General features: G+C 70.6%; 19 protein-coding genes and 2 pseudogenes. 16 read left to right on the top strand and 5 right to left on the bottom strand.

Going from position 1 to position 24,412, the window contains the following annotated elements; genetic code table 11:
* Positions 1–21: 21 nt before the first annotated feature.
* Positions 22–1,431 (bottom strand): M23 family metallopeptidase, encoded by a 1,410-nt coding sequence (locus Q0840_RS07870; RefSeq protein WP_298458362.1) that lies wholly within the window; start codon positions 1,429–1,431, stop codon positions 22–24.
* Between the two features lie 260 nt (positions 1,432–1,691).
* Here Q0840_RS07870 and Q0840_RS07875 point away from each other — a divergent pair, with 260 nt between their 5' ends.
* From Q0840_RS07875 to lnt, 7 genes are all read left to right on the top strand, one after another.
* Entirely contained in the window at positions 1,692–2,675 is a 984-nt protein-coding gene (locus Q0840_RS07875) for a cytochrome c oxidase assembly protein (protein WP_298458365.1), read from the top strand.
* Positions 2,676–2,814: 139 nt separating this feature from the next.
* Entirely contained in the window at positions 2,815–3,471 is a 657-nt protein-coding gene (locus tag Q0840_RS07880; protein ID WP_298458367.1) for a DUF3105 domain-containing protein, read from the top strand.
* Between the two features lie 178 nt (positions 3,472–3,649).
* Positions 3,650–3,859 (top strand): hypothetical protein, encoded by a 210-nt coding sequence (locus Q0840_RS07885; protein WP_298458370.1) that lies wholly within the window; start codon positions 3,650–3,652, stop codon positions 3,857–3,859.
* Between the two features lie 133 nt (positions 3,860–3,992).
* Positions 3,993–4,406: a hypothetical protein gene (locus tag Q0840_RS07890; RefSeq protein ID WP_298458375.1), complete on the top strand. Its 414-nt coding sequence runs from the start codon at positions 3,993–3,995 to the stop codon at positions 4,404–4,406.
* A gap of 199 nt (positions 4,407–4,605) precedes the next feature.
* Positions 4,606–5,304, top strand: a complete 699-nt coding sequence (locus Q0840_RS07895) for a copper resistance CopC family protein (RefSeq protein WP_298458377.1) — start codon at positions 4,606–4,608, stop codon at positions 5,302–5,304.
* Entirely contained in the window at positions 5,301–6,305 is a 1,005-nt protein-coding gene (locus Q0840_RS07900; RefSeq protein ID WP_298458378.1) for a copper resistance D family protein, read from the top strand. The genes Q0840_RS07895 and Q0840_RS07900 overlap by 4 nt, the downstream gene beginning before the upstream one ends.
* A 114-nt stretch (positions 6,306–6,419) precedes the next feature.
* The gene (lnt, locus tag Q0840_RS07905) at positions 6,420–8,075 is read left to right on the top strand and encodes an apolipoprotein N-acyltransferase (protein ID WP_298458381.1); all 1,656 of its coding nucleotides are present in this window, start codon (positions 6,420–6,422) and stop codon (positions 8,073–8,075) included.
* Positions 8,076–8,586: 511 nt separating this feature from the next.
* Here the strand turns inward: lnt and Q0840_RS07910 are convergent.
* Positions 8,587–9,012 carry a heavy metal-responsive transcriptional regulator gene (locus Q0840_RS07910; RefSeq protein WP_298458384.1) on the bottom strand — a complete coding sequence of 142 codons (426 nt, stop codon included), beginning with the start codon at positions 9,010–9,012 and terminating at the stop codon, positions 8,587–8,589.
* A 95-nt stretch (positions 9,013–9,107) separates the two neighbouring features.
* On the opposite strand from Q0840_RS07910, the gene merA reads away from it, so the two are divergent.
* The 4 genes and pseudogenes from merA to Q0840_RS07925 all read left to right on the top strand — a co-directional run bounded on the left by merA (position 9,108) and on the right by Q0840_RS07925 (position 12,535).
* Positions 9,108–10,475 carry a mercury(II) reductase gene (merA, locus tag Q0840_RS07915; protein WP_298458386.1) on the top strand — a complete coding sequence of 456 codons (1,368 nt, stop codon included), beginning with the start codon at positions 9,108–9,110 and terminating at the stop codon, positions 10,473–10,475.
* A gap of 653 nt (positions 10,476–11,128) precedes the next feature.
* Positions 11,129–11,449 (top strand): annotated as a pseudogene (locus Q0840_RS19065) (hypothetical protein); the annotation flags it as partial.
* 34 nt (positions 11,450–11,483) lie between these two features.
* On the top strand, positions 11,484–11,684 hold the full coding sequence (locus Q0840_RS07920; RefSeq protein ID WP_298458388.1) for a hypothetical protein: 201 nt from the start codon (positions 11,484–11,486) through the stop codon (positions 11,682–11,684).
* Between the two features lie 599 nt (positions 11,685–12,283).
* On the top strand, positions 12,284–12,535 hold the full coding sequence (locus tag Q0840_RS07925) for a hypothetical protein (RefSeq protein WP_298458391.1): 252 nt from the start codon (positions 12,284–12,286) through the stop codon (positions 12,533–12,535).
* A 71-nt stretch (positions 12,536–12,606) separates the two neighbouring features.
* On the opposite strand, the gene Q0840_RS07930 is transcribed toward Q0840_RS07925, so the two are convergent.
* Positions 12,607–14,658 carry a cytochrome c oxidase assembly protein gene (locus Q0840_RS07930; RefSeq protein ID WP_298458394.1) on the bottom strand — a complete coding sequence of 684 codons (2,052 nt, stop codon included), beginning with the start codon at positions 14,656–14,658 and terminating at the stop codon, positions 12,607–12,609.
* A gap of 546 nt (positions 14,659–15,204) precedes the next feature.
* Here Q0840_RS07930 and Q0840_RS07935 point away from each other — a divergent pair.
* Positions 15,205–15,579, top strand: a complete 375-nt coding sequence (locus Q0840_RS07935; protein WP_298458397.1) for a hypothetical protein — start codon at positions 15,205–15,207, stop codon at positions 15,577–15,579.
* Positions 15,580–16,530: 951 nt separating this feature from the next.
* Here Q0840_RS07935 and ctaD read toward each other — a convergent pair.
* Positions 16,531–18,378 (bottom strand): cytochrome c oxidase subunit I, encoded by a 1,848-nt coding sequence (ctaD, locus tag Q0840_RS07940; protein WP_298458400.1) that lies wholly within the window; start codon positions 18,376–18,378, stop codon positions 16,531–16,533.
* A 348-nt stretch (positions 18,379–18,726) separates the two neighbouring features.
* On the opposite strand from ctaD, the gene Q0840_RS07945 reads away from it, so the two are divergent.
* On the top strand, positions 18,727–19,716 hold the full coding sequence (locus Q0840_RS07945) for an aquaporin (RefSeq protein ID WP_298458402.1): 990 nt from the start codon (positions 18,727–18,729) through the stop codon (positions 19,714–19,716).
* Between the two features lie 381 nt (positions 19,717–20,097).
* Here Q0840_RS07945 and Q0840_RS07950 read toward each other — a convergent pair whose 3' ends face one another.
* A complete protein-coding gene (locus Q0840_RS07950) occupies positions 20,098–22,284 on the bottom strand; it encodes a DUF3488 and transglutaminase-like domain-containing protein (RefSeq protein WP_298458404.1) in 2,187 nt (728 codons plus the stop codon).
* 332 nt (positions 22,285–22,616) lie between these two features.
* Between Q0840_RS07950 and Q0840_RS07955 the strand changes: the two genes are divergently transcribed.
* The 3 genes and pseudogenes from Q0840_RS07955 to Q0840_RS07965 form a co-directional block, all read left to right on the top strand.
* On the top strand, positions 22,617–23,006 hold the full coding sequence (locus tag Q0840_RS07955; RefSeq protein WP_298458407.1) for a metalloregulator ArsR/SmtB family transcription factor: 390 nt from the start codon (positions 22,617–22,619) through the stop codon (positions 23,004–23,006).
* On the top strand, positions 23,006–23,917 hold the full coding sequence (locus Q0840_RS07960) for a cation diffusion facilitator family transporter (protein WP_298458410.1): 912 nt from the start codon (positions 23,006–23,008) through the stop codon (positions 23,915–23,917). The genes Q0840_RS07955 and Q0840_RS07960 overlap by 1 nt, the downstream gene beginning before the upstream one ends.
* A gap of 262 nt (positions 23,918–24,179) precedes the next feature.
* Positions 24,180–24,326: pseudogene (locus Q0840_RS07965) on the top strand (IS481 family transposase); the annotation flags it as partial.
* Positions 24,327–24,412 lie beyond the last annotated feature (86 nt).

The raw sequence follows: 24,412 nt of genomic DNA on the forward strand, positions 1-24,412 counted from the left end.
GACGTGCCGGTGCGTGATGCGTCACAGACCCAGCAGGGGGCGCGGGTTGGTCGTGGCGCCGTTGAGGTAGACCTCGAAGTGCAGGTGGCAGGCACCGGATAGGCCGGTGTTGCCGGCGTACCCGATCAGCTGGCCCCGGGAGACTCGCTGACCGTCGCTGACCACGGACCGTGTCAGGTGGTTCGAGCTGGACATGACGGAGTTCCCGTTGAGGTACCCGTAGTCGAGCATCACCTGGTTGCCGAACCCGCCCCGCCACTGCGACCACCGCACGGTCGCGTCGCGGGGTGCGTACAGGGGGGTGTTGCAGTAGGTGCGCAGATCGATCCCGGCGTGCAGACGCCGGTAGCCCAGGATCGGGTGCAGCCGCATCCCGTACTCGGAGGTCACGTAGATCGGGTCGATCGACGTCGGGTTGCTGAACATCGCCCCCGACAGCGAGCCTGACGGGGCCTGGGCAGCACCCTGGGGTGCGGCGGGAGCCGGTGCCGGGACTGGTGCGGGCCCACCGGGTGCCTGCTGTCGGCGTTGTGCGGCGGCGGCTTCCTCGGCCGCCTTCGCGGCGGCAGCGGCCGCTGCGGCCTGCTGGGCGGCGGCCCGCTCGGCGGCGATGATGGCCTGCAGCTCGGACTCGATCGCCGCCTGCTGGCCCTCGAGCTGGGTCTGCTGGGCTTCGGCCGTCTCCTTCATGCCTGCGATCGTGGCCTGGTGGGCGGCCTGCTCGGCGATGAGCTGTTCGATCTCCGCCTGCCGGTCCTGGGCCGCGGCGCGTGCCTGGTCCGCTTCGGTGACCTTCTGGTCGGCTTCCGCCTTGAGCTCGGTGACGCGTTCGCGCACCGCGTCCAGGCGGGCCCGGTTGTTGCGGTTGGCCGCCTCGAGCTGGCGCAGCTCGTCCAGGACCTGGCTCTGGGTGCGCATCGCGGTGGACACCATGCCGTACTGGTCGACGAAGTCCTCGGTGCTGTCCGCTCCCATCACCACACCGAGCCCGGTGGTGGCCCGGTCGCCCTTGTACGCCTGCCGGGCCATCTGCCCGATGGAGGCGCGCACCTGCTTCCCGCGGGCCTGGTCGCCGGCGATCGTCTCGGTGATCGTGGTGACCTGGTCCTGGGCGTCTTGCAGGCGCGCTGCGATCAGGGTGGCTTCGCGTTGGGCGGTGTCCAGGGCCTGGTTGGCGGCCGCTAGCTCGGCCCGGGCCAGCGGTAGCCGCGATTGAGTGGCCTGGAGGTCCAGGACCGCCTGGCCCAGCTGCGCGTCCAACCCTTCGATCGACGCCTCCAGCGCTTCGATCTGCCGGTCGGTCTGCGCGGACCGTTCCTGGGCGGCGCGTCGTTGCTCGTCGAAGTCGTCAGCCGAGACCGGCCCAGCGATCATCGTCAGGGTCAGCAGAGCGCTGACGACGGCCGCGGCCTGGCGGCGAGGGTGGGTCATGAGTGGGGGCTCTCCGGAGGAACGCGACGGCGAGCCCTGGCCGGACCGCGCAGCGCCGCATGCGGCGACGGGCGGGGGTACCAGGACGCCGTCTGGGCGTGCAACCCAAGCAACGTACACACCGGGGGGCTTTCGTCGGGCCGCCACGCCGCACACTGGTCGCCGGCACCTGGCGCGGGCGACCGACGCTCACCGCTTACGATCGTCGCCCAGACCGGGGCGCGCGGGCCCCGTCAGGATCGCAAAGGTGGTGAGCGAGAGTGCTCATCGGCGCGCTGGCCGGCGGTGACCAGATCAGCGGGCCCGTGTGGGTTCCCTCGGCGCCGCCGTCCCTGGAGAACTACCTCGCCCCCACCCTGCAGCCGATCCCGCTCCTACCGGCCATCGCCGTCCTGATGGGCCTGCTGTACCTGTCCGGCGCCATCAAGCTGTGGGTGACCGGGCGCTCGTGGTCACTGGCCGCCACCGCGTCGTTCCTGGGTGGATGCGTGGTGATCGCCGTGGTGATGGGCGCCGGCGTCGAGGGCTACGGGCTGCGGATGTTCTCGGTGTTCATGTTCCAGCAGCTCACGCTCATGATGGCGGTGCCGCCGCTGCTCGTCCTGGGCAAGCCCGGGACCCTGCTGCTGCGCGCACTGCCGCACAACCGGCTCGGGCGCACGGTGATGACCGGTGCCCGCTGGGGCCTGAGGTCATCCCTCGGGCGCGTGCTCATCCACCCCGCCCTGATGATCCCGCTGTTCCTGGGCTGCTTCTACGGGCTGTACCTCAGCGGAGCCGCCGACACGCTCCTACGCACGTGGACCGGGCACGTGGGACTGGAGGTGCTGTTCCTGGTCGCGGGCATCTTATTCACCGTCCCGATCCTGTCCACCGACCCGCTGCCCGCCCGCCAGAGCCACATGGGCCAAGCGGTCGACGTCGCCGTGGAGATGCCGCTGCACGCGTTCTTCGGGGTCGTGCTGATGATGGCCCCCGCGCCGCTGGTGCCGTTCTTCGCCTCACCACCAGCCTCCTGGGGCCTGGACCCGTTGAAGGACCAGGGCACCGCCGGCGGGCTCGCCTGGTCCTACGGCGAACTGCCCACGCTGATCATCTTGCTGCTCATCCTGACCCGGTGGTTCCGGGTCGACACCCGCGACGCCGCAGCCGCGGATCGCCGGATCGACCGAGACGGCAACCCCGAGCTCGACGCCTACAACGCCTACCTCGCCCAGCTGCACCGGCAAGGACCCGCCCGCTGAGACCCGACCCCGCACCGGGCAGATGCGCGAGAACACACTCGCGCGGCGAAGCCCTGGCGCACGGCCCGTCGTGCTGGTCCCTGCGCAGTCCCGCACGGGCAGCCCTGTACTGGCAGACCCGCCTCACCGAAGGAGAGCTGTGAACGACCGCAGACAGCAGGACAACAAGGCCCGCGCCGACAAGGTTGCCGCGATGCGCACGGCTCAGCGCCGCCAGCAACGGCGGCGCGACTCGATCATCATCGGCGTGCTCGGGGTGTTCGTCCTGGGGCTGATCGGCACCACGTTCGCCGTGGTCAGGGCAGAGGACCAGGAGCAGGCCCAGCAGCGGGCGCAGCTGCGGGAGGCCGCCAGCCGGCCCATCGAGGGGGTCCAGGAGTACCCCGAGCTGTCCCAGAACCACGTGACCGAACCGGTCGTCTACGAGCAGTTCCCGCCCGTTGGCGGCGACCACGCCTCGGTCTGGATGAACTGCGGCGCCTACACCTCACCGGTGGTGAACGAGCAAGCCGTGCACTCCCTGGAGCACGGCGCGGTATGGATCGCCTACCAGGCGGACCTGCCCGCTGATCAGGTCCAGGCCCTGACGGAGCTGGCTCAGAGCAACAACTACACGCTGCTGAGCCCGTTCGACCACCTCGACGGCTTCTCGGTCGTGGCCAGCGCCTGGGGCGTGCAGTTGGCGTTGGACGACGCGAGCGACCCCCGCCTGGAGCAGTTCCTGGTCAAGTACATCCAGGGCGAGCAGACCCCCGAACCGGGTGCGCCGTGCACCGGCGGCGCGGGCCAGGCGTAGGCGCGGCAGTGGACCGGTTCGGCCCAGGACGCACCCGGGCGGGTGCCGGCGCCCCGCAGGCAGCACCAGCAACGACCACGGCGCCCCACCGAAGCCGCGACACCGGACATCACGGCACGGCCACCCAGCGTCCGGCCATGGGCGGGCGCCATGGCGTGCCCTTGGCGAAACGGAAGCGATGAAGAGCCCGGGCGCCGCCACCGGTGGACGGCGGCGGTGGATTGCGCCGCAGGTGTCCGGGCGCCTGGTCCTGGGTGCGCTGATCATGATCGCCCAAGGCCTGTGGGTCGGTGTACGGGTGGCCCAGTCCGTCGCGCAGGACGTCGACCCCGGCGCGTGGGCGCTCGTGCACCCCCGGGCACCGGTCGCCGCGGACGGCTACCGCTAGACCACCAGAGGCGCTGGCGGCCTCCGAGGTGGACGTGGCCGACCACGCGGGCGGCCGACGGTCCATGGCTCCACCGGCCGCGCCGGGTGCACGAGGTTGGGGCGTGCGCCTGGCGCCATGCATGATGACCGCGATGAGTCTGGGCCCGGAGTTCAGCCAGCGACCGCGCCACGGTCTGCTGTCGATCCTGTGCGCCCTGTTCGTCGCCCTCGGGTGCGTCGCGCTGGCCCAGGCGTGCGCCCAGGCCACCGTCGAGGCCACAGCAACGCTGAGCGTGGCCCTCGACGCCGCGGACCTCGGCGGGGGAGCCGGCCCGACGCCGGATGACCGCGATGCCCCGCACGCCGGCACCGACGTGCTGCAAGCCCTGGGTGCGTGCATGGTCGCGCTGACCGATGTCGTGGCGCTCATCGCCGCGCGCCGCGCACCGGCACTGGTCGCGGTGCTCTCAGCACCGCGTGGCACCCACACGCTGATGAGGTTCACAGCCTGCGCCGTTCGCCGCGGCGCCACGCCGCCGCACGCTCTGTGCGTCATCCGCGTCTAGACCAACAGCACGCCCCCGAGCACCGGCCACCGAACGCGCCCTGGGCGGACCACAGCCCGAGCCGCGCGCAGCGCGCCCGCGTCCACCACGTCCCCATGCCCGCGGCCTCTGACACCTCGGCCAGCCGGCTAGGCGCCCCACATCGAACGGCCTCCGGGCGTGGCGCCCCGGCACGAACCACCTACAGGAAGGTGATCCGATGAGCACCCACAGTGGCACCATCGCTCAGCCCCTCACCACCACCAGGCCTCGAGGCGCTGCCCGGGCCCATGCCCGGGCTGCGACGCTGGCTGCGCTCCTGTGGGTGTGGACCGCGCTGCTCGTGCCTCAGCCGGCGGCTGCGCACACCGAGCTGACCGGCTCCGACCCCGCCGCAGGATCATCCGTCAGCGAGCTGCCCGCTGCGGTGACCCTGACGTTCAACGACACCGTCGCACCGCAGTTCGCGACCGTGGCGGTGGCGGTGGCGGGTGGAGATCCGGTCGAGGTGCCCGCCACGGTGGACGGCGCCCAGGTGCTCGCCGACATCTCGACGCTGGACACAACCGCGCAGGGTGCCGGAGCGTGGCAGGTGGTCTACCGGGTGGTGGCCGCCGACGGGCACCCGATCACGGGCACCATCGACTTCACCGTCACCGTCACCGCGCCCGCCCCCGAACTCGAGCCGGCGACGCCCACGACCCCGACACCGACGGACCCAGCACCGGCCGTGCCCGAACCATCCGCCCCCGCACCCACACTGCAGCCGGCGGCACCGGTCGACGCCGACGACACCGAGGCGCAGGAGGGTGACTCCGAGTCCGGGCTGGGTGTGGCCGTCGGCCTGGCTTCGCTGGTCGTGGCCGTCGTCCTGATCACCGTCGCAGCCATCCTGGCGCGCCGGATGCGCTCTCAGTGAATCGGCGCACCACGTCGCTGGCGGCTGCCGGCACGGTCGTGCTGGTACCGGTCGTCGCGGTGACGGTCCTCGCGGTCGCCGGCGACCTGGCGCCCGCACCGGCGGGCCTACCCGATCCCGGCGCCTTGACTCGCTGGGGGTTGCCCGCCACGCGGGCTTTGCACGACGCCGCGGCGGTCATCACCATCGGCATGCTGGTCCTGACCACCGTCGTGCTGCCGCGCGACCCACCAGACCCGGAACGGTTCAGTGCACCGCAGGCCAAGGCGATGCGGATCGCGGCCATCACCGGGACGGTGTGGGCCGTGCTGGGGGTCGTGATGCTCGTGCTGACGTACTGCGAAGTGTCCGGGGTCAGCCTGCTGGACCCCGGTCTGGGGCCCCAGCTCGGTGCGTTCGTGGTGCAGTTCGAGCTGGGCCGGCTGTTGCTGGGCAGCACGATTGTCATCGCCGTAGTCGCTACCGGCGCTCACCTGGCGACCCAGCTGTCCGCCGCCGTGCTCCTGCAGATGCTCGCGTTCGGCGCCCTGCTGATGGTCGCGCTGACCGGTCACACGTCCGGAGCGGACAACCACAGCACCGCGGTGAACACCCAGCTGGCGCACATGATCGGCGTCACCGCCTGGGTCGGGGGGCTGGCGGGGCTCGGCTTGTTGCGCGGGACGCTAGGGACCCGATTCCCCGGCGCGGCCCGGCGCTTCTCCACGGTCGCCGCAGCGTGCTTTGTCCTGGTCGCTGTCTCCGGGGTGGCTGGCGCCGTCGCGCGCACCGAGGGGTGGCCGGACCTCACATCACGGTACGGGCAGCTACTGGTCGCCAAGGTGGCCCTGCTCGCCGTCCTCGGAGCGGCCGGGTGGCTGCACCGGCGCCGCACGCTCGCGCGACTCGACGCCGGCCAGGCGTCAGGTCGGGCGTTCGGCCGCCTCGCGGCCGGCGAGCTCGCCGTGATGGCCGTCGCAATCGGGCTCGGCGTTGCGCTGTCCCGCACCCCGTTGCCGTAGCGAGGTACCGACGCCCACGCGGCAGCCGAAACTGACCCGGAACCCGGGCACTGCCCGCCTGTGATGCGTTCCTGAATCCAGCCGCACAGACAGCCCAAGCCAGGCAGGAGCTCCATGCCCACCCCGTCACGCACCGTGGATCCCGTCACCACGGAGTCAGGGCTGACTCCCACGCGTGCGGGCACGCCAGCCAGCGCCCGTAAGCAGGCTGCCGGTTCTCGAGGGGTCGCCTTGCTCGTGGCGGCCGCCGGGGGACTGATCACCGAGACGGCGTTCCCCGGCAAGTCGTGGTGGGTGATGGCCTATCTCGGTGTCGCCCTGCTGCTGCTGGTCCTGCGGATTGACTCCATACGGGCGGGTTTCGTCCGCGCGTTCGTCTTCGGCCTGGGTCTGTTCCTGCCGCACCTGTGGTGGGCGAACGAAGCCGTGGGCCAGCCCATCGGGTGGCTTGCACTGTCCGCGGCGCAGGCCGGCATGGTCGGGGCCTTCGGTGTGAGCGTGGTGTGGGTGCGCCGCACACCGGCGGTGCGTAGCCGGGCGTGGCTCGACTGTGTCGCAGTGGCGGTCCTGTGGGTCGCTGTGGAGCACTTGCGTGGGCGGGTGCCGTTCGGGGGCTTCCCGTGGGCCACGTTGGCCTTCTCCCAGACCGACGCACCCATGTTGGGCCTTGCTCCGGTGGGTGGGTCCACACTCGTGAGCTTCATCGTGGTGCTGGTCGCTGCGGTACTGGCGAAGGTCCTGGCCTACTCGCGTCAGACCGGGCCGACCCGTGGGGTCCTTGCCGGCATGGCTCTCGCAGCTGGACTGGTCCTCGCGCCAGGGCTCCTGCCCTTGGCGACCGAGGCGCAGTCCGGCGTACTGCGTGTGGGTGCGGTGCAAGGCAACGTTCCCGTCCGTGGTGCCGAGGCCACGTCCCAGGCGCGTGCCGTGCTGCAGAACCACGCCGCCGGCACACGCGCGATGGTGCAGCGCACCGCCCCTGACCGGTTGGACCTCGTGCTGTGGCCCGAGAGTGCGTCCGACATCGACCCACGCACCGACGACCGCGCACGCGCCGTCGTCGACGGCGCCGCACGGGCCGCCGGCGCCCCCATCCTGCTGGGCACCCAGCGCTTCCGCGGGGAGATCCGGTACAACGATTACCTGCTGTGGCGACCTTCGATCGGGGCCGCCGCCAGCTACACCAAGCAGCACCCTGTGCCCTTCGGGGAGTACATCCCCTACCGCAGCTTCTTCCGGCGTCTCACCCCGGCGGTAGACCTCGTAACCACTGACATGGTGGCGGGCGCGGACCCGTCACCGATCGCGGTGCCCATCGATCGCTTGGGGCGATCAGTGCCGATCACCACCGGAATCTGCTTCGAAGTCGCCTATGACGACCTGATCCGCCAGTCGGTGCTCGCCGGGGGCGAACTGATCGTCATCCCGACGAACAACGCTTCCTTCGGCATGACGCAGGAATCCACCCAGCAGCTGGCCATGTCGCGGTTCCGCGCCGCCGAGCACGGCCGTGCCGTCATACAGATCTCCACCGTCGGTGTCAGCGCTGTGATCGCCCCCGACGGATCGGTCGTGGAACGAACCTCCTTGTTCACCGCAGACCAGCTGGTCGCCGAGGTTCCGTTGCGCACCTCGACGACCCTCAGCGACCAGCTCGGTCGGTGGCTCGCAGTAGCGGTCGACTGCCTGGCTGGTCTCCTGCTTGCTGGAACGCTGGTGACGACCCTTCGATCCCGCCGGGCTACGAAGTCCCTGCGCGACGGTCGCTGAAAACAGGGCCCAGCGGCAAGAACCCGCGTGATCGCGCGATGTCATCCGGTTGCGCACTGGCGGTCTGCGGACGCCTGGAAGGTCGGGATGGGGCGTGCCTGCGTCTCGTTGATCTCGCGCCGCTGAGCTTCGCTTATCTCGGCGAGCTCGCAGACGCGCATGTCGACGATCTCGGCGCTCGGAGCGAGTGATGGCCAGAGAGTGGTGCGGGATCATCGCGCTCTTCCACCCGATGTTCTGCAGCGTGGTATGGCTGCGGTTCAGGAACACCCCGCCGCCAATCAGCAGGACTCCGCCGGGACCGACCCCGACGAGCACGCGATGCCATTCGTCCTGGCCTCACTCGCCAAACCTGGGATCGACCGAAGTGATCAGGTGCCTCAGCGAGTGATCCCCGAGCTGGTCGCTCTGGCCGACGTCGTCGTCGGACTCAGGCCCGCACTCACATTGCTGCCGCACCCGCGCCTGCCAAAAGTGGTTACTACCCGACCCTGCCGGGGGTGGGATCAGGTCAGGAGCGCAGGGCGCGCTTGCCACCTGCAGTCGGGATGATGTGGCAGACCTGGGACGCCCGGGGACATTCGGCAGGGTCCAGGGTGGTGGCGCGTTCGCGCAGCAACCGCACCTGCTCCAAGAGTGCGACCAATTCGGCGATGCGGCGCTCGAGGTCGGCGGCGTGGTCCTCGAGAAGGCCGGCGACGTGCCGGCAGGGTGGACCGCTGCTGTCGCGGACGGAGATGACGTCGGCGATCTGCGCGAGCGTCAGGCCGGCCGCCTGCGCGGCCCTGACGAACTCGAGTCGCTCGATGGCGTCAGGGTCGTACTGCCGGTAGCCCGACGCTTGACGCGCAGGCGCAGGAAGGACGCCGGTCGTCTCGTAGAACCGGATGGCTTTGGTCGTCACGCCCGCCGCTGCAGCCAGCTCCCCGATACGCATCTTGTAACCGTATGCCTTGACGTTCCCCTGCGGTGGAACGTCTACGGTCGGCCGCCCGGCCAGATGGCGCCATCGGCGCAGCGAAGGAGTGCACCATGGACGAGTACGACCTGATCGTGATCGGCACCGGAGGCGCTGCGATGGCCGCCGGGATCGAGGCCCGCTCGCGCGGAGCCAGCGCCCTGCTCGTCGAGCGCGGCTCGCTCGGGGGCACCTGCCTGAACATCGGGTGCGTGCCGAGCAAGAACTTGCTGGCCGCCGCAGGCCAACGCCACCGCGCCGCGGCAAACCCGTTCCGTGGCGTGGCCACAAGCTCCGGTGGTGTCACCATGGGGGAGTTGCTCACCCAGAAGCAAAAGCTCATCGACTACCTGCGCCAAGCCAAGTACGCCGACGTGGCCGACGCCCACGGCTTCCCCATCACCTACGGCCACGCCCGATTCCTCGACGCGCACACCCTGCAAGTTGGCGACCAGCAGCTACGCGCAGCGGCGTACGTCGTGGCCACCGGGGCCGCCCCGCACGTCCCTGACCTTCCAGGCATGGCTGACGTGGACTACCTCACCTCCACCACCGCGATGGAACAGGACGATCTGCCGGCATCCATGATCGTGATCGGCGGCGGGTACGTCGGCCTGGAGCAGGCACAGCTGTGGGCGCACCTGGGCGTGGAAGTCACGCTCGTCGGGCGCTTCGCGCCACACGCCGAGCCTGAGGTCGCCGACGTGCTCCGCACCGTGTTCCACGACGAGGGCATCACCGTGGTCGAGGAGCACGCGAGCACAGTGACCCGTACAGCAGACGGTGTCGTGGTGACGACAACAGCCGGTACTCGAGTAGAGGGGCAGCGGCTCCTGGTCGCGGCCGGCCGCTTCGCCGACACAGGTGACCTCGGCCTGGACGCCGCAGGTGTCCGGACCGATGCGCTCGGGTTCATCGTCATCGACGAGAACCAACGCACCACCAACCCCCGAGTGTTCGCCGCCGGCGATGTCTCCGGGGCAGCGCAGTACGTCTACGTGGCCGCGCAGACCGGACATGTTGCCGCCGCCGGCGCCCTCGGCGAGCCGACCACCGTGGACTACCGCGGCCTGCCCAGCGTCACCTTCACCACCCCGCAGATCGCCAGCGCCGGGCTCACCGAGGAACGCGCCCTCGAACTCGGCCACACCTGCGAGTGCCGCGTCCTCGGCGCACAGGACATCCCCCGGGCGCTGGTCAACCAAGACACCCGCGGAGTCCTCAAGCTCGTCATCGACGCCCAGACCCGCGAAGTCCTCGGGGTCCACGCCGCACTGGACGGCGCTGGCGACCTGATGCTCGCAGCGACGTACGCGATCAAGTTCGGCCTCACCGTCGATGACCTGGCCGACACCTGGGCGCCGTACCTCACCATGAGCGAAGCTCTGCGCATCACTGCCGGCCTGTTCCGCTCCAACCTGCCCACCAGCTGCTGCGCGTAGCGCCCAGCGGATTCACGCGAACACCACCTAATAACCCAGATCCGGGGGACTCAGTCGGCACCATCCCGCCGGAGTCGCAGAGCTATCCACAACCCACAGCGCCGACAGACGTAGACGTCGTCGCGCACGGCGTGGAGAGACCTACGTGCCTTCTCGCGACCACAGCACGCGCACACCGCAACGCCGTCCATCCAGTCATGTTGCCATGCCGGTGCTGATTGCTCGGGTCGACAGCGTTGCGTTGGGGTACACCTGTACGCGACGCGCCGTCGCTAGCCGTTCCCGCCGGTGCGCAGGGTCGGTCTTTGAACTTCGCGGCACATCTGTGCACCGGGTCTCGCTAGACCCGGTGGAGGGAACGGGCGGTCGCACCGGAGAGAGCAGCCCGAGGGGCGCTGTTGCATCGTTGTCGCCTCGTTAGCGCCCCCGCAGCGTCACCCATGGGCTGAAGGTGTGGGGCTGAGTTGTGTTACGGGCACCGCGGCCCGATGCAGCCGGTGGTGGCGTCTCGCAAGCGCGGACCACTCCAGTGCCGCACTGATCGACGCCTCTGGCGATGACGACACCGTCGACGCCGAGCGCGGCACGCTGCGGACGGCCAGGCAGGAGGCTATCGAGGAGCGACCGCAAGTTCGTCGGCACGCCCGGCGAGCATGGGTGTCGTGACCTTTCTTGAGGACATCGTCTCTGGCGCAAGCGGTGAGACCGCCAATTCCTCCTTGCTGCGCCAGTTGCGAGTGCTCGCGTCTCGCACCGGTGGAGCGCCGCTCGACCTCTGGGTGAGCGCGGAGTTCAACGGCTACGGGCCTGACGACGCTGTACCCGCCGATCGAGGTCCTTTCAGGCCGGCTGCCTTCGGCCACTTCGTCGGCTCCTTCGGGGCCCAGCGCCTTCGACGTTGTGCTCAGAAACCCATCGCCGAGTTCAAGGAGATGGCTAAAAGCACTGCGTCCACTCTGGGATGGCCCGCCGACATGGTGCAGGTCTACAACCCACCCCAACGAGCTGGTGATCGGTGTGCTCTTCACCGGCTACTACCCGGTGCTGAGATGGACCGGGTACCTCCTCCTCGGGATGGCGCTGGGTCGGCTCCCACTTCAGCAGACCCGGACCGGGCTGCGGCTGCTAATCGTCGGCGCGCTGCTCGCCGCCAGTGCCAAGTTACTCTCGGCGCTGCTGCTCGGGCACGCCGGTGGGGGCAGCGACTGACGGTCCCGCCGTCATCGGTCCACGCCGACCAGGACCTGGCCACGGTCGTGCAGACGGGCATGTACGGCACATCCCCACGACATCGTGGTGGGTGGCTGGCAGTGTCCGCCCCCCCACTCGGGGACACACCCTGCTCTGCTGGGCACCACGGGACCGCCCTGGCGGTGATCGGTGCCTGCCTTCTGACCACCAGGGCGCTGTCAGGCCGGTGGACGTGGGCAGTCCTGTCCCCTGGCCGCCGTTGAGCTCGATGAGCTTGACCTGGTACACGCTCCACGTCATCGCCCTCACCGCCGTCAGTGCCGCGGTCGCCGTTTGGGCCCCGTTACCAGCGGCGCTGTTGACCACGACCGTGGCCCTGGCGCTGCTCGTGGCCACTGCCTGGCAGCGCAGGGGTCGGCGGGGGCCGTTGGGAGCCGTGGCAACGCGGATCAGAGCTGCCACCCGCCGTCATCTGACGACGGCGTCGCGCAGGCCCCAACGCCCCGACACTCAGCAAGCGCGCACGCACGGAGGCCACGTACCGCGTCTGCGCTACTGACGACGGACGTTCGGGTTCACATGGAAAGCCGCTGCCCGGGCCCGGCTAGTCTGTCGGCGTGGATCTGGACTGGCTGCTGTCCGAGGCGCAGGCGCTGGTGATACCGGTAGGCGTCGCCGTGGTCTTCGCCGCGACGATGCGTGCGCTGCTCAAGAAGACCCTGGCACGCGTCGAAGCCCAGGCCGCATCCCACGCGCAGACGACGCCGACCGCTGCTGCGGACCAGGCAGCCGAAGAGCCGACCGCGAGAAGAGAATCGGCCACCGGATCTGGCGACTCACCTGCGAGTCCAAACCGCCTGACCCCTTAGGGGAGCTTGAGGTCAGGCGGCACAGCGCCGGGCACGCCACCGCCACGGTCATCGCTGGTGGCGGGCGTGGCTCAGGTATGGCTGGGGGGCTTCCCGTGCGGGGGTGTCGACCGCTGGGCCAAATGGGCGAGCATCGCGTTGTACTCGTCCATCTCGACGTCGCCGCCGCGGTCGACCTGGCGGTCGCGGCGGCGGGCGGTGCGCTCGTCGTCACGCGCCCAGGACAGGGCGACGATGATCGCCAGCGCGATGGTGGGGACCTCCCCGAGCCCCCAAGCGAGGGCGCCGCCGCGCTGCTGGTCGGCCAGCGCCGTGGGCCCCCAGTCGCGGCCGAGGTTGCCGAACCAGTCGGGCACGAGCAGCACCTCGCCGCCCATCAGGGTGACGCCGAAGAACGCGTGGAACGCCATGGTGCCCAGCAGCAGGAGCAGGCGCTGGGGGTAGGCGGGCCGGTGCGGGGAGGGGTCAATCCCGACCAGGGCGTTGACGAACAGGTACCCGGCAAGGATGAAGTGGGCGACCATTGCCAGGTGCCCAGCGTAGGTGCGCAGCGCGAGCTCGAACAGTCCCGTGTAGTAGAAGACCACCATCGACAGCGCGAAGTTCGCCGCCGCGACCAGCGGGTGCCCCAGGATCTGGGCGACCCGGCTGTTGACCAGCGTGAGGATCCACTCCCGTGGGCCCCGCGAGTCGTCCCGGCGTCCGGGCAGCGCCCGCAGGGCGAGGGTCACCGGCGCCGCGAGCACCAGGAAGATTGGGACCACCATCGCCAGGATCATGTGCTGGACCATGTGCACGCTGAACAGCACGTGCCCGTAGGCAGCCAGGCTGCCCGAGGTCGTCCAGGCCAGCAGGACCATCCCCAACACCCATGACACGGTCCGGGTCACCGGCCAGGCGTCTCCGCGGCGGCGCAGGCGGCGCGCCCAGCGCAGGTAGACGACGATCCCGGCTGCGCAGCCGGCCGTTAGCAGCAGGTCCCAGCGCCACTCGGTCCACCACGCCGCACCGACCGGAGCTGGGGGCAACGGGTGACCGGTGACCAGCTCAGCGGGCGTCGGGTCGCTGATCGGCGCGTCGGACACCGGCGGCGGCGTCACCGACAGCGCGACCGCGACGCCGGAGACCGCTCCCATGAGCGCGAGTTCAACCAGCACCAGTCGCCACAGCAGCCCGGTGGCACGGGGGGCGCGGTGACCGGCGGGCGTTGTCAGGTGCGGGATGACCGATCGGCGGTGCGCCCAGCCGAGCGCCCCGAGCAGCCCGAGGAGGGCGACCTTGGCCGCCAGCAGCGCGCCGTACCGGGTGAGCAGGCCGTCGGTCCCGCCTAGCCGCAGCGCCGCGGTCACGGTGCCGGAGACCGCGACGGCGACCAGGCACCAGGCGGCGACGGGAGAGAAGCGCGCCACCGCGGGCCCGACGTCCGCGCCGAGCCGCCCGTTCAGCGCGGCCAGCGCGGCCAGGCCGCCGATCCACACCGCGGCACCGGCCAGGTGCAACAACGACGCGGCGACGGCGAGCTCGTGGTTGCTCGCGCCGGCCGTGTGACCGGTCTGCGCCTGGAGCACCAGGGCCGTCGATCCGGTGACGGCAGCCCAGGCTGCGCCCGTCGGCGTCGCGGCCGCCAACGTCACCGCGCTGGTCAGCGCGGTGACGACCGTGATCCCCAGCAGGGTGCGGCCCAGGGACACCTGGCCGACGAACAACCCCAGCTCGGCGCCGAACCCGGGCCCACCAACGGGCCGGCCAGCGATGCTCGCATAGGTCAGGACGAGCTGGACGACGCTGAGCGCGGTCCACACCGAGGCCGCCGCTCCGGCTAGAGCCAGCGACGCGGGGTAGGCGCGGCCGTCCGCCGGTCTGCCTTGGCGAACCGTCCGTGGGCTCCCAGTGTTCGACCGGCGGGGGAGCACCGCTATCGCCAGCATGAGCGCGCCAACAGTGACCGAGGCGGCCAGCTGAGCCAGGGTCCTGGTGATCGGCAGGCCCCAGCGAACCACCGTCCCCGGGTCCCCCAGGACACTCGGGGCGGCGGCCCCGGAGATCAGCAGGCCCACCACGACGGCGACCGCGCCGCAGCAGGCAAGAACCACCAGCCGGACGACGTTCCACTGGGCCAACACGTCGTCCAGGGTAGGCGCCGTGGCCGCGTCACTCCGCGCCGCCCCGTCATCGCACGCTGTGATTCGATGCGCAGCTCCGGACTTGGGATGTCTCCAGCGCGGGGAGTGCGCTGCTGCGGGCATCTGACGCAGCCCCCTCGCCCACAGTGCCCACGCGAGATTCAGCGGGGGTGCGCAGCACTCCGAGGTGCGGCTCTTGTGCCAGCCGCCCACTGCCGCACCGCTTCGACGCTCCCCGGGCACTGGCCGGTGACCTGGGGCGACGTGGTGAGCCGTCGCGATGGGCGACGATGGTCGCCCGCGGCGACTGGTTGGCGGTGCCCCCGGCCGCGATGGCCCGGATCAACGGAAGGTGGAATCTGTGAGCGAGATCCGCGGCGTCAGGACAAGTGACACCGGCCCCCGGGCGAGCCGGCCATGCACGAGCGCAGCACCGGGGTCCCGATTTGGTGGTCACCGGTCCAGGCGTGGGAGCTGGCGATCTCACTCGAGCCCAGGGCCATCTTCGAGGACCACCGACGTCGACGTCGCTGTCGAAGTGGCGGCATGAGCGCCGTGGCGGTCTCCGAGGCTGTTGTGGCGCCCATGCGCGCCGGCTCTGGAGGTGGGGTGGGTGACTTGGTTGGCACGTCCCCCGCGTGGTCGGCCGGTGTCAGCATGACGGTCGAGCCGACCCCGATGCCGACACAGGACGGAAGCTTCGAGTCCTGGGAGGTCTCCCCGGGCTTGGCCGGGTTCATCCCGGTCTTCCTGATCGCTCTGGCCTGCATCGTGCTGTTCCTGTCCCTGACCCGCCAGATGCGCCGTGTGGCGGTACGCCAAGCGCACCGAGACGCGCTGGACCGTGAGCAAGACACCGACCAGACCGAGACAGCCATCAACCGCCCCGACGTTCAGCCCCGCGGCGTGTCCGGTGAGTGACATCCGACGCACCCCCAGGCCGGTCCGCGGTCCGCGGTGCCTGGACACGCACCCTCGAGGAGCAGCAGCACCTTGCCCCCGATGCGTACCGGCATGCACTGCGGCGCTGTCAGGTTTCAGCCCCTGACGGTGGCGCAGGTGTGTGTTCCCGCGACTACCTCACCGGACTCGCGGACCCAGCAACCAGGTGAGCTGCAACACTCGCCGGGAGGAGAGGTGAACCAGGCAGCGGCGTCGGCGTCGGCGGCGCGTTTGCCGCGGTGTTGGCCTCGATCTTTCTCAAGGGCTCCAGTCCGATGCCGGTCGTGCTGCCCCGTCGATGATCCTGGTCATCGGCGGCACCTTCGGCGCGGCACTCATCGGCGGCACGCCTCAAGGACGCGGCCTTTCGCGTGCACCGCGTTGCCAGAAACCTGCTCGCCAACCCCCCCCGTAGACCGAGCAGGCCGTCGAGACGATGGTCGGGTCGCCGACCGGGCGCGCCATGAAGGGCTGCTTGCCCTGGAGGGCGCCGCCAAGGATCTCGAGGACGACTTCCACAAGTCGGGCCTGCGGGGCGCCTTCGACGGCACCGACCCCGATGACCTGCGCGGGATCCTGGAGGACCGCATCGCCACCAAGCGCAGTGCTGGAGAACCTCGACAACCCCGAGCAGCTCGGCCACATGATCGTCGCGGCGTTCGTCGGGACGCTGTGGGGCCCTCTGCTCCCGGCCAACACCACGTACCTGCCGTTCGCCGCGCGTGTCAAGCGGCATCCGAGCTCGGAGTGCGCCCACATAGAACTGGTACTCGAGCGGCTGATGTCGAAGGCGGGCGTGGACCCGCGCCTGGTGGGGGAGGGGCTGCGCCGCCTGCTGCCCGCCCAGCCCTTGGAGAGGCAAGGCGGCGGCATGAGCCGCCCGCTCCACGGGCGGTCCTGCCAGCGACACGGGAATGTCCTGGCCACCGACTACTGGCGGTGCTCGGTGTCGTCGTCCGGGCGCACGCCGTCGCCGACAACGCCTTGGGCCGCCTGTTCCGGCTCGCCGGTCCCCGTGGCCATCCGCTGCCGCCCCAGCTCGCGCTGACCCTGGTGGTCGGACTCCCAGTCGAAGAAGCCCCCGTCCGGCGTCGCGAAGTCCATCGCCGCGACCTCAGGGTGGTGCAGGTCGAACGCCGGTCGCTCGGAGCGGATCCGGGGCAGCGACGTGAAGTTGTGCCGCGGCGGCGGACAGCTCGTGGCCCACTCCAGGGAGTTGGAGAAGCCCCACGGGTCGTCGACCGTCACCTTGGGCGCCTTGCGCCAGGTCACGTACACGTTCCACAGGAACGGCAGCGTGGACGCCGCCAGCAGAAAGGACCCGATGGTCGACACCTGGTTCATCCAGGTGAAGCCGTCCTCGGGTGCGTAGTCGGCGTAGCGGCGGGGCATGCCCACCACGCCGAGCCAGTGCTGGATGAGGAACGTCATGTGGAAGCCGACGAACAGCGTCCAGAAGTGGATCTTGCCGAGCTTTTCGTCCAGCATCCGTCCGGTGAACTTGGGCCACCAGAAGTAGAAGCCGGCGAACATCGCGAACACGACGGTGCCGAAGACCACGTAGTGGAAGTGCGCGACGACGAAGTAGGTGTCGGTGACGTGGAAGTCCAGCGGCGGGCTGGACAGGATGATCCCGGTCAGTCCGCCGAACAGGAACGTCACGAGGAAGCCGATCGACCACAGCATCGGCGTCTCGAACGTGATCTTGCCGCGCCACATCGTGCCGATCCAGTTGAAGAACTTCACCCCGGTCGGCACCGCGATGAGCATCGTCATGACCGCGAAGAACGGCAGCAGGACCGCACCGGTCGGGTACATGTGGTGCGCCCACACCGTCACGGACAGCGCCGCGATCGCGATCGTCGCGTAAACGATGCCCTTGTAGCCGAACAGCGGCTTGCGGCTGAAGACCGGCAGGATCTCCGACACGATGCCGAAGAACGGCAGCGCGATGATGTAGACCTCGGGGTGCCCGAAGAACCAGAACAGGTGCTGCCACAGGATGGCGCCGCCGTTCTCGGGGTTGAACACCTGGGCGTCGAGGCGTCGGTCCGCACCGAGCGCGAAAAGCGCGGACGCCAACGGCGGGAACGCCATGATCACCAGGATGCTGGTCACCAGGATGTTCCAGGTGAAGATCGGCATCCGGAACATCGTCATCCCGGGCGCCCGCATCGTGACGATCGTGCTGATGAAGTTGACCGCCCCGAGGATGGTCCCGAAGCCGGTCAGCGCGAGACCGAACACCCACAGGTCCCCACCGAGCCCCGGTGTGAAGGTCGTGTCCGACAACGGCGCGTAGGCGAACCACCCGAACGACGCCGCGCCCTGCGGCGTGAAGAACCCGCCGCAGGCGATCAGCCCGCCGAAGAGGTAGAGCCAGTACGCGAACATGTTGAGTCGCGGGAACGCGACGTCGGGCGCACCGATCTGCAGCGGCATGATGACGTTGGCGAAGCCGGCGAAGAGCGGGGTCGCGAACAGCAGCAGCATGATCGTGCCGTGCATCGTGAAGAGCTGGTTGTACTGCTCCTTGCTCTGCACGATGTCGATGCCGGGCGTGAACAGCTCCGCGCGGATCAGCAGCGCCATGAGGCCGGCGATGCAGAAGAACATGAACGACGTGATCAGGTACAGGTACCCGATCGTCTTGTGGTCGGTGGAGGTGATCCACTTCACCACCGTGCGGCCCAGCGTCTGTCGCCGCAGGGCCAGGCCCGGGACGTGCGGTTCGACGTGCTGCGCCGAAGGGGCCGAGGGTGCTGTGTCGGTCGCCATGTCAGTTCCGGTTCCTTTGCATCGCCAGCGGCGCGGCTCAGTCTGGGTGTAGGGGTCAGGCCATTGCCGGAGCACCTGGCCCGCCCCTTCTGGGCGCGTGGACCGCTTCTTCAGTTTGCAGCTGAAGCTTCAGTAAGCGGGCGGCCCGGACGCGCCGGTTACGCTCGCTCGTGTGGTGAGGCTAACGCCCGGCGGCAACGCATGTAGCGCGGGGCAGGCATCGGCGTGGTGGCTCGGTGGAGCTATGCCTCCTGTCATGCTGGTGCCAGGCACATCGGCCCACAGCTACGGCTGCACGCCGCTGATGGTGTGTGTGGCCATCCCAGCAACGACTGACAAGGAACTGCCATGTCTCACCAGAGCCCCGACCCGACCCCGGACGCCGGCGACCCCACCACGTCCACCGATGGCACCCGCGCCGAGACGACCGGCCTGGCGTCGCCGACCGCAGGCGCCTCCACAGCCGCTGCACCACGCGACCTTGACGCGACGGACAACGCGCGGCCCTCCCTGGTCGCGCGCGCCGGGGCCGAGGCCCTGGGAACCTTCATCCTGGTACTGGTGGGCGTCGGCCTGTCGCTGTACGCCCAGCTGGCCGGTCCCACGGCCACCGTGAGCGTCGCGCTCGGGTTCGCGTTCGCCGTGACCGCCGGCGCGGTCGCGTTGGGGCACGTCTCCGGCGGCCACTTCAACCCCGCGATCACCCTCGGGGCGGTGGTTGCAGGCCGTGCTCCTGCGCGTGATCTGCTGCCGTACTGGCTCGCCCAGCTCGTCGGGGCAGCCCTGGCCGCCGCGGCCCTGTTCGTCACCATCCCCACCCAGCTGGCCGGCCTGCTGGGCCTGGAAGGTCGCCGGGCGATGTTCGCGACCGCCGCCAACGGGTACGGCGACCACTCGCCGCTCAACCGGCTGTCCCAGGGCCAGGTGACCTTCGACCTGCTGCCGGCGCTGGTCCTGGAGCTCGTGGCCACCGCGGTGCTGGTCGGCGTTGTCCTGGGCGCGAGCAGCCGACACGTGTCGCGCGCGGTGGCGCCGGTCGCGATGGGTCTGGCGTACGGGGCGCTGGTGCTGCTGGTCGTGCCGGTCACGAACGCGGGCCTGAACCCCGCTCGCTCCACAGCCGCCGCGCTGTTCTCCGACGGCGGCGTTGTCGGACAGCTGTGGGTGTTCTGGGCCGCGCCGCTGGTCGGAGCCGCGATCGCTGGGCTCGCCCACCGCGCGTTCACGTCCAGCACCGCACCCCGCAACGTCGTGGAGGACGACGACCCGCTCGCCGACGAGGAGTCGCACCCCGACGACGAGGCAGACCCGGTCGCGATCAGCGCCCGGACGACCTAACACGGTCTCCACCGTCGTGTCAGCGCTGTGATCGCCCCGGACGGGTCGGTCCTGCAGCGAACGCGTTGTTCACCGCAGACCAGCTGATTGGGAGGTCCCCTGCGCACACCTCGCTGACGCTCAGCGACCGGGATCGGCCAGCGGCTCGCCGTGACCTTCGACTGGCTCGCTGGTCTCCTTGTTGCCGGAGCGCTAGCGACGACCGCCCGATCCCACCGCGCTTCGAGGTCCGCCCATCACGGCGGACGAACAGGTGAAGTTCGGCCAAGCAGCGGGCGAGGCGAGGCCGACTTGAGGCAACCGTAGAGGCGTGCCAGCGCGCGTCGGCGATCGCGAGTGCACGGAACCGGGGCCTACCCAACGGCCGGGACACGGAGTGGCTCAGCTTTGGCGCGCTGGCGTCTTCAAGGTCGCCTCTCGCAGGATCATGGCGACCTGCTGCTCGTGGTCCGCTGGCACGCGCGCTCGGGGGGCTGGCGCGTACCGGTGGTCCTCCACCGCCCGCGCCAGGTCGGTGAGCGCCGAGCGGGCGTCCGGGCTTATCGGGCGGCCGTGTCGGGCCTGGAGTTGCGCGGCGATCTCAGCGGCTACCTGGCGGGGGGTGTGGGCATCCGTCCAGGTGATGCCTGACCCGGCGAGCCGGCGGCGCAGGTGCGCCCAGGCGACCTCCGGCTGCATCTCCTCGGTGACCGTCAGCCGTCGCCGCACGAAGACGGCGCTGGCTATCACCAGCAGCAGCGCGGCCCCAACGGCCACCGTGCCCACCCAGCCACCCGAGTCGGCGGTCGCGGGGGCGTCCTCGGGTTGCAGGAGGGGCTCCGTGGCCGGCGGCGGGGTGGCCGGCGCGGCGGGCGGCTGCACCTCCTCGGCCGTGGGCGCGCCCGAGTTCAGGAAGGGGTCGGCCCACCGCGGCGGGGCGCCGGACTGGACCGCCGGTGTCGGCTCGAAACGAACCCAGCCAACATCGGCAAAGTACAGCTCCGGCCACGCGTGCGAGTCGCGGCCGGTGACCACGTACACGCCTTCGTCGTCTTGCCGACCGGGAAGAAACCCCACGGCCAGGCGCGCCGGGATGCCCAGCGACCGGGCCATCACGGTCATCGCCGTGGCGAACTGCACGCAGTACCCGCGGCCCGACTCCAGGAAGTCCCAGACCGCGTCATTAGTGCGCGCCGGATCGACCTCGGTCGCGTACGTGAAGTTCTGCGCCGAGCGGAAGTAGGACTGCAAGGCCAGCGCCCGCTCGTAGCGGCCCTCGGCGCCGGCCACGATCTCCTGCGCGCGTGCCCGCAGGTCGTCGGCCCGGGCCGTGCGCGGCAGCTGCAGGTAGTCCGCGACGTCTCCGGGGTCCGCGGTTCGTGAGGTGCGCAGCGTGTCGGCTGTGAGGTCGAGGAGCTGGACCTCCATCGAGTACTCCAGCCCCGCACTGGTGGGTACAGGCCGGACCACCTCGTCGCGACCGGCGTCGTAGGAGATGCCACCGCTGACCTGCACCGTGCGCGGCATGACCGGGACCGGCAGGCGGTCCTCGCGCAGACCCTCGACCCGCACCTCCAGCCGGGTCACCGTTGGGGCGCCCTCGCCCGGTGGCTCGGGCGTGAGGTCACGGGCCGGCCAGAGCACCGCTCCCGGCTCGGCCGTGGGCACCTCGCCCCGCGGAGGATCCTCGGGGACCCACCGCCGGCCGTCGTAGTCGCGCAGCGTGAACACCCGCAAGGGCCCGGCCGGGACGGGGTCCGCTCGATAGGTCAGCACGATCTCCGAAGACCGCGCGCCCAAGCTCCGACGCATGTCGAGGTCGTCGGCCAGCTGCACCGGCCCACCGGCTGCCGAACCCAGGTAGGGCAAGGGCACGCTCGACCAGCCGGGGAGCACGGCACCGACCGGGCCGATGAGCAGCGCGACGACGGTGACCGTGCCGGCGATCGGCAGGGCAGCGGTGACACGTCGTCGCCGCTCACCGGCGCCGCGGTTGCGGTGCGCGGGACGACCCGGCGCGGCGGCGACCGCGAGCAGCAGGAGGTAGGCCAGCGCCGCTCCGATGAACGCCGGCGTGCCTGTGGGTCGCCCGATGACCAGCGGCGGAACCCACAGTCCGAGCAGCGCGAGGCCTGACCACGCGGGCGCGCCGAGGCCCACCGCGAGGAGGTCAACCGTCAGGAGCACGAGCAGGGCGCCGCCGACGACCAGCACCTCGAGCGGGATGGTCGCCTCCGCGGGAGGCGCCGACGCCTGGGCCGCATCAAGGCCGGCGCGCAGCAGATCACCCAGGCGGGCGACCGCCTCGCGGTCGGGAAGCACCTGCAGGCGTCCCGGCGGACCACCGTACGCGACCAGCAGGCCGGCCATCACGACGAGCGCGCCGACCAGCGTAGGCGCCCACCAAGCCCGCGTGCAGGCCCGCACCGTCATCAGGACCACGCCCAGACCGAGGAGTGCGACGATCCCCGCACCGAGCCATCGACCCGGGGCGATCAGGTGACCCAGGGCGAACAGGCTTGCCGTGACAGCGCCGACGCACAGGCCACCGGCAAGCCGCGCGAGCGGATTGCTTGGGACGTCCCTCATCGTGCCGCCTCACCGAAACATGACCAGACGAACCTGCTCCATGCTCCCACCCGCGCGCCGCCACACATTCGTGGAGCGGTGGCACGGCACGGCCTGGGAGACCCCCCCACACTCGGTCGCGTTCACCGTGCCGAACGATCCAAGGGCCGCTGAGCTGATCAAGTCGGCGGGGTGCGTGCCCTGCGTGTACTGGGCGCACCACGGGACCACATGACCGCGGAGCGCGCCGCTGGTGGCAGTGCCGGCGCTACGGCCGACCCGCGGACCGGCAGCCTGTCTTGCCGGAACGAGCCCCCCGGCCCAGGCAGCAACATCTGCATATAATTACATACATGAAGACGAGCACTAGTCGCGTTGTGCCTCTCGACGCCTGCCAGGTCGTCACGGTGCACCCGGACAAGGTTGCGCTGGCTCGCCAGAAGGTTCCGGACGCCGAGGAGGCCGGCGTTCTGGCGGATCTGTTCAAGCTGCTCGGTGAACCGAAGCGGACGCGGATCCTGTATGCCCTGCTCGAGGCCGGTGAGCTGTGCGTCTGCGACATCGCTGCAGCCGTGGACGTGCCGGAGGCGTCGGTGTCACAGGCGTTGCGCCTGCTGCGCACGGCGGGCGTGGTCGACAACCGCAGGTCCGGGCGGATGGTGTACTACCGGCTCGCCGACGCCCATGTGCGGTCGCTGCTGGACCTGTCCCGTGAGCACACCGGGCACGAGGTGAGCAGTTGATGGGCGCCGGACACAGCCACGGCGCCCCGAGCCAGCACGCTGGGGGCCGCTACCGTCGCCGGCTGGCTGGCGCGTTCGCCCTGACCGCTTCGTTCTTTGTTGTCGAGCTCGTCGCGGGTCTGCTGTCGGGGTCGCTGGCCCTGATTTCCGATGCCGGGCACATGGCGGCCGACGTCGTCGCGCTCGGGGCCGCCCTGGTCGCCACCCGGATCGCCACCCGGCCGGACCCCTCGGGGCGCCGCACGTACGGGTCCTACCGCGCGGAGGTGTTCGCCTCGGGCCTGACTGTCCTGATCATGCTGGGCGTCGGGCTGTACGTGGTCGTGGAGGCCATCGGCCGGCTCGGTGACCAGCCGGAGGTCACCTCAGGCGTCATGCTCCTGGTCGGCTTCGCTGGCTTGCTGATCAACGTCGCGTCGATGCTGCTGCTGCGTGGGGGGTCCAAGGACAGCCTCAACGTTCGCGGGGCGTACTTCGAGGTCGTGGCGGACGCGGCCGGGTCCGTCGGGGTGATGGTCGCCGGGCTGCTGATCATCGTCACCGGGCAGCCGGTCTGGGACGTCGTGGTCGCCGTCGCGATCGCCATGTTCGTCGTCGTCCGGGCGGTCGCGTTGGGCCGTCAGGTCGTTGCGGTGCTCGGCCAGCACGCGCCCGCCGAGATCAACCCCGAAGCGGTCGCCACCGAGCTCGGCGGCGTCGCCGGCGTCGCTGCGGTCCACGACCTGCACCTGTGGGCACTGACCTCCGGCATGAACGTCGCCACCGCCCACCTGGTCGCGGTCGACCAGGCGGACCAGAACCGAGTGCTCGAGGGAGCCCGGCAGGTCCTGCGCGACCGTTTCGGTATCGCACACGCCACCTTGCAGGTCGAGCCCGCCGACCACGACGGCTGCGCCGACCTCACCTGGTAGTGCCTGGTGATCTCACGCACCTCCGGGGGTGAATGGCTCCTGGCGCCTATGCACCGGCCGGGTCCGGCAAGGGCGTGCGCGGTTAGGCTGGGCACAGTGAGCGGTCGATCTTGGTCGTCGCTGCGCTCGATGACGTCGGCGAGGCGCACCCCGGCGCATCGAGACCCGGATCCAGATCACCCGGACGCTCTCGCGCCGCGGGCCGGTGTGGACCGGCCCCCACGTGGTCTACGGCGTCCACGGTCGGGTGGGTCCTGGCCCGCACCGCGTGCCGTTGCTACGCAAAGCGCGAGCCGCGACCGGGCTGCCGATCCGGGCCTGACGCCGCACCGCGAACCGGTACGAGCACCCCTACCCTGGGTCGCTGGTCCACAACGACGTCAAGAAGCTCGGCCGCATCCCCGACGGCAGCAAGCTGAAACGCCCAGGGGCGGAGCGAGTACGTCAAGGGCCGCGGAATCGGCTACGACTACGTGCACACCGTCATCGGCGACG

Origin of the sequence: uncultured Cellulomonas sp. (assembly GCF_947494015.1) — a bacterium.
In the GTDB taxonomy this organism is placed as follows: Bacteria; Actinomycetota; Actinomycetes; order Actinomycetales; family Cellulomonadaceae; genus Pengzhenrongella.

Coding starts and splice junctions, on each gene's coding strand:
- Q0840_RS07895 (WP_298458377.1), top strand. CDS start 4,606: ATGAGCACCCACAGTGGCACCATCGCTCAGCCCCTCACCACCACCAGG.
- ctaD (WP_298458400.1), bottom strand. CDS start 18,378: ATGGCGACCGACACAGCACCCTCGGCCCCTTCGGCGCAGCACGTCGAA.
- Q0840_RS07910 (WP_298458384.1), bottom strand. CDS start 9,012: ATGCGTATCGGGGAGCTGGCTGCAGCGGCGGGCGTGACGACCAAAGCC.
- Q0840_RS07885 (WP_298458370.1), top strand. CDS start 3,650: ATGAAGAGCCCGGGCGCCGCCACCGGTGGACGGCGGCGGTGGATTGCG.
- Q0840_RS07870 (WP_298458362.1), bottom strand. CDS start 1,431: ATGACCCACCCTCGCCGCCAGGCCGCGGCCGTCGTCAGCGCTCTGCTG.
- lnt (WP_298458381.1), top strand. CDS start 6,420: ATGCCCACCCCGTCACGCACCGTGGATCCCGTCACCACGGAGTCAGGG.
- Q0840_RS07935 (WP_298458397.1), top strand. CDS start 15,205: ATGAGCGCCGTGGCGGTCTCCGAGGCTGTTGTGGCGCCCATGCGCGCC.
- Q0840_RS07950 (WP_298458404.1), bottom strand. CDS start 22,284: ATGAGGGACGTCCCAAGCAATCCGCTCGCGCGGCTTGCCGGTGGCCTG.
- Q0840_RS07945 (WP_298458402.1), top strand. CDS start 18,727: ATGTCTCACCAGAGCCCCGACCCGACCCCGGACGCCGGCGACCCCACC.
- merA (WP_298458386.1), top strand. CDS start 9,108: ATGGACGAGTACGACCTGATCGTGATCGGCACCGGAGGCGCTGCGATG.
- Q0840_RS07890 (WP_298458375.1), top strand. CDS start 3,993: ATGAGTCTGGGCCCGGAGTTCAGCCAGCGACCGCGCCACGGTCTGCTG.
- Q0840_RS07955 (WP_298458407.1), top strand. CDS start 22,617: ATGAAGACGAGCACTAGTCGCGTTGTGCCTCTCGACGCCTGCCAGGTC.
- Q0840_RS07960 (WP_298458410.1), top strand. CDS start 23,006: ATGGGCGCCGGACACAGCCACGGCGCCCCGAGCCAGCACGCTGGGGGC.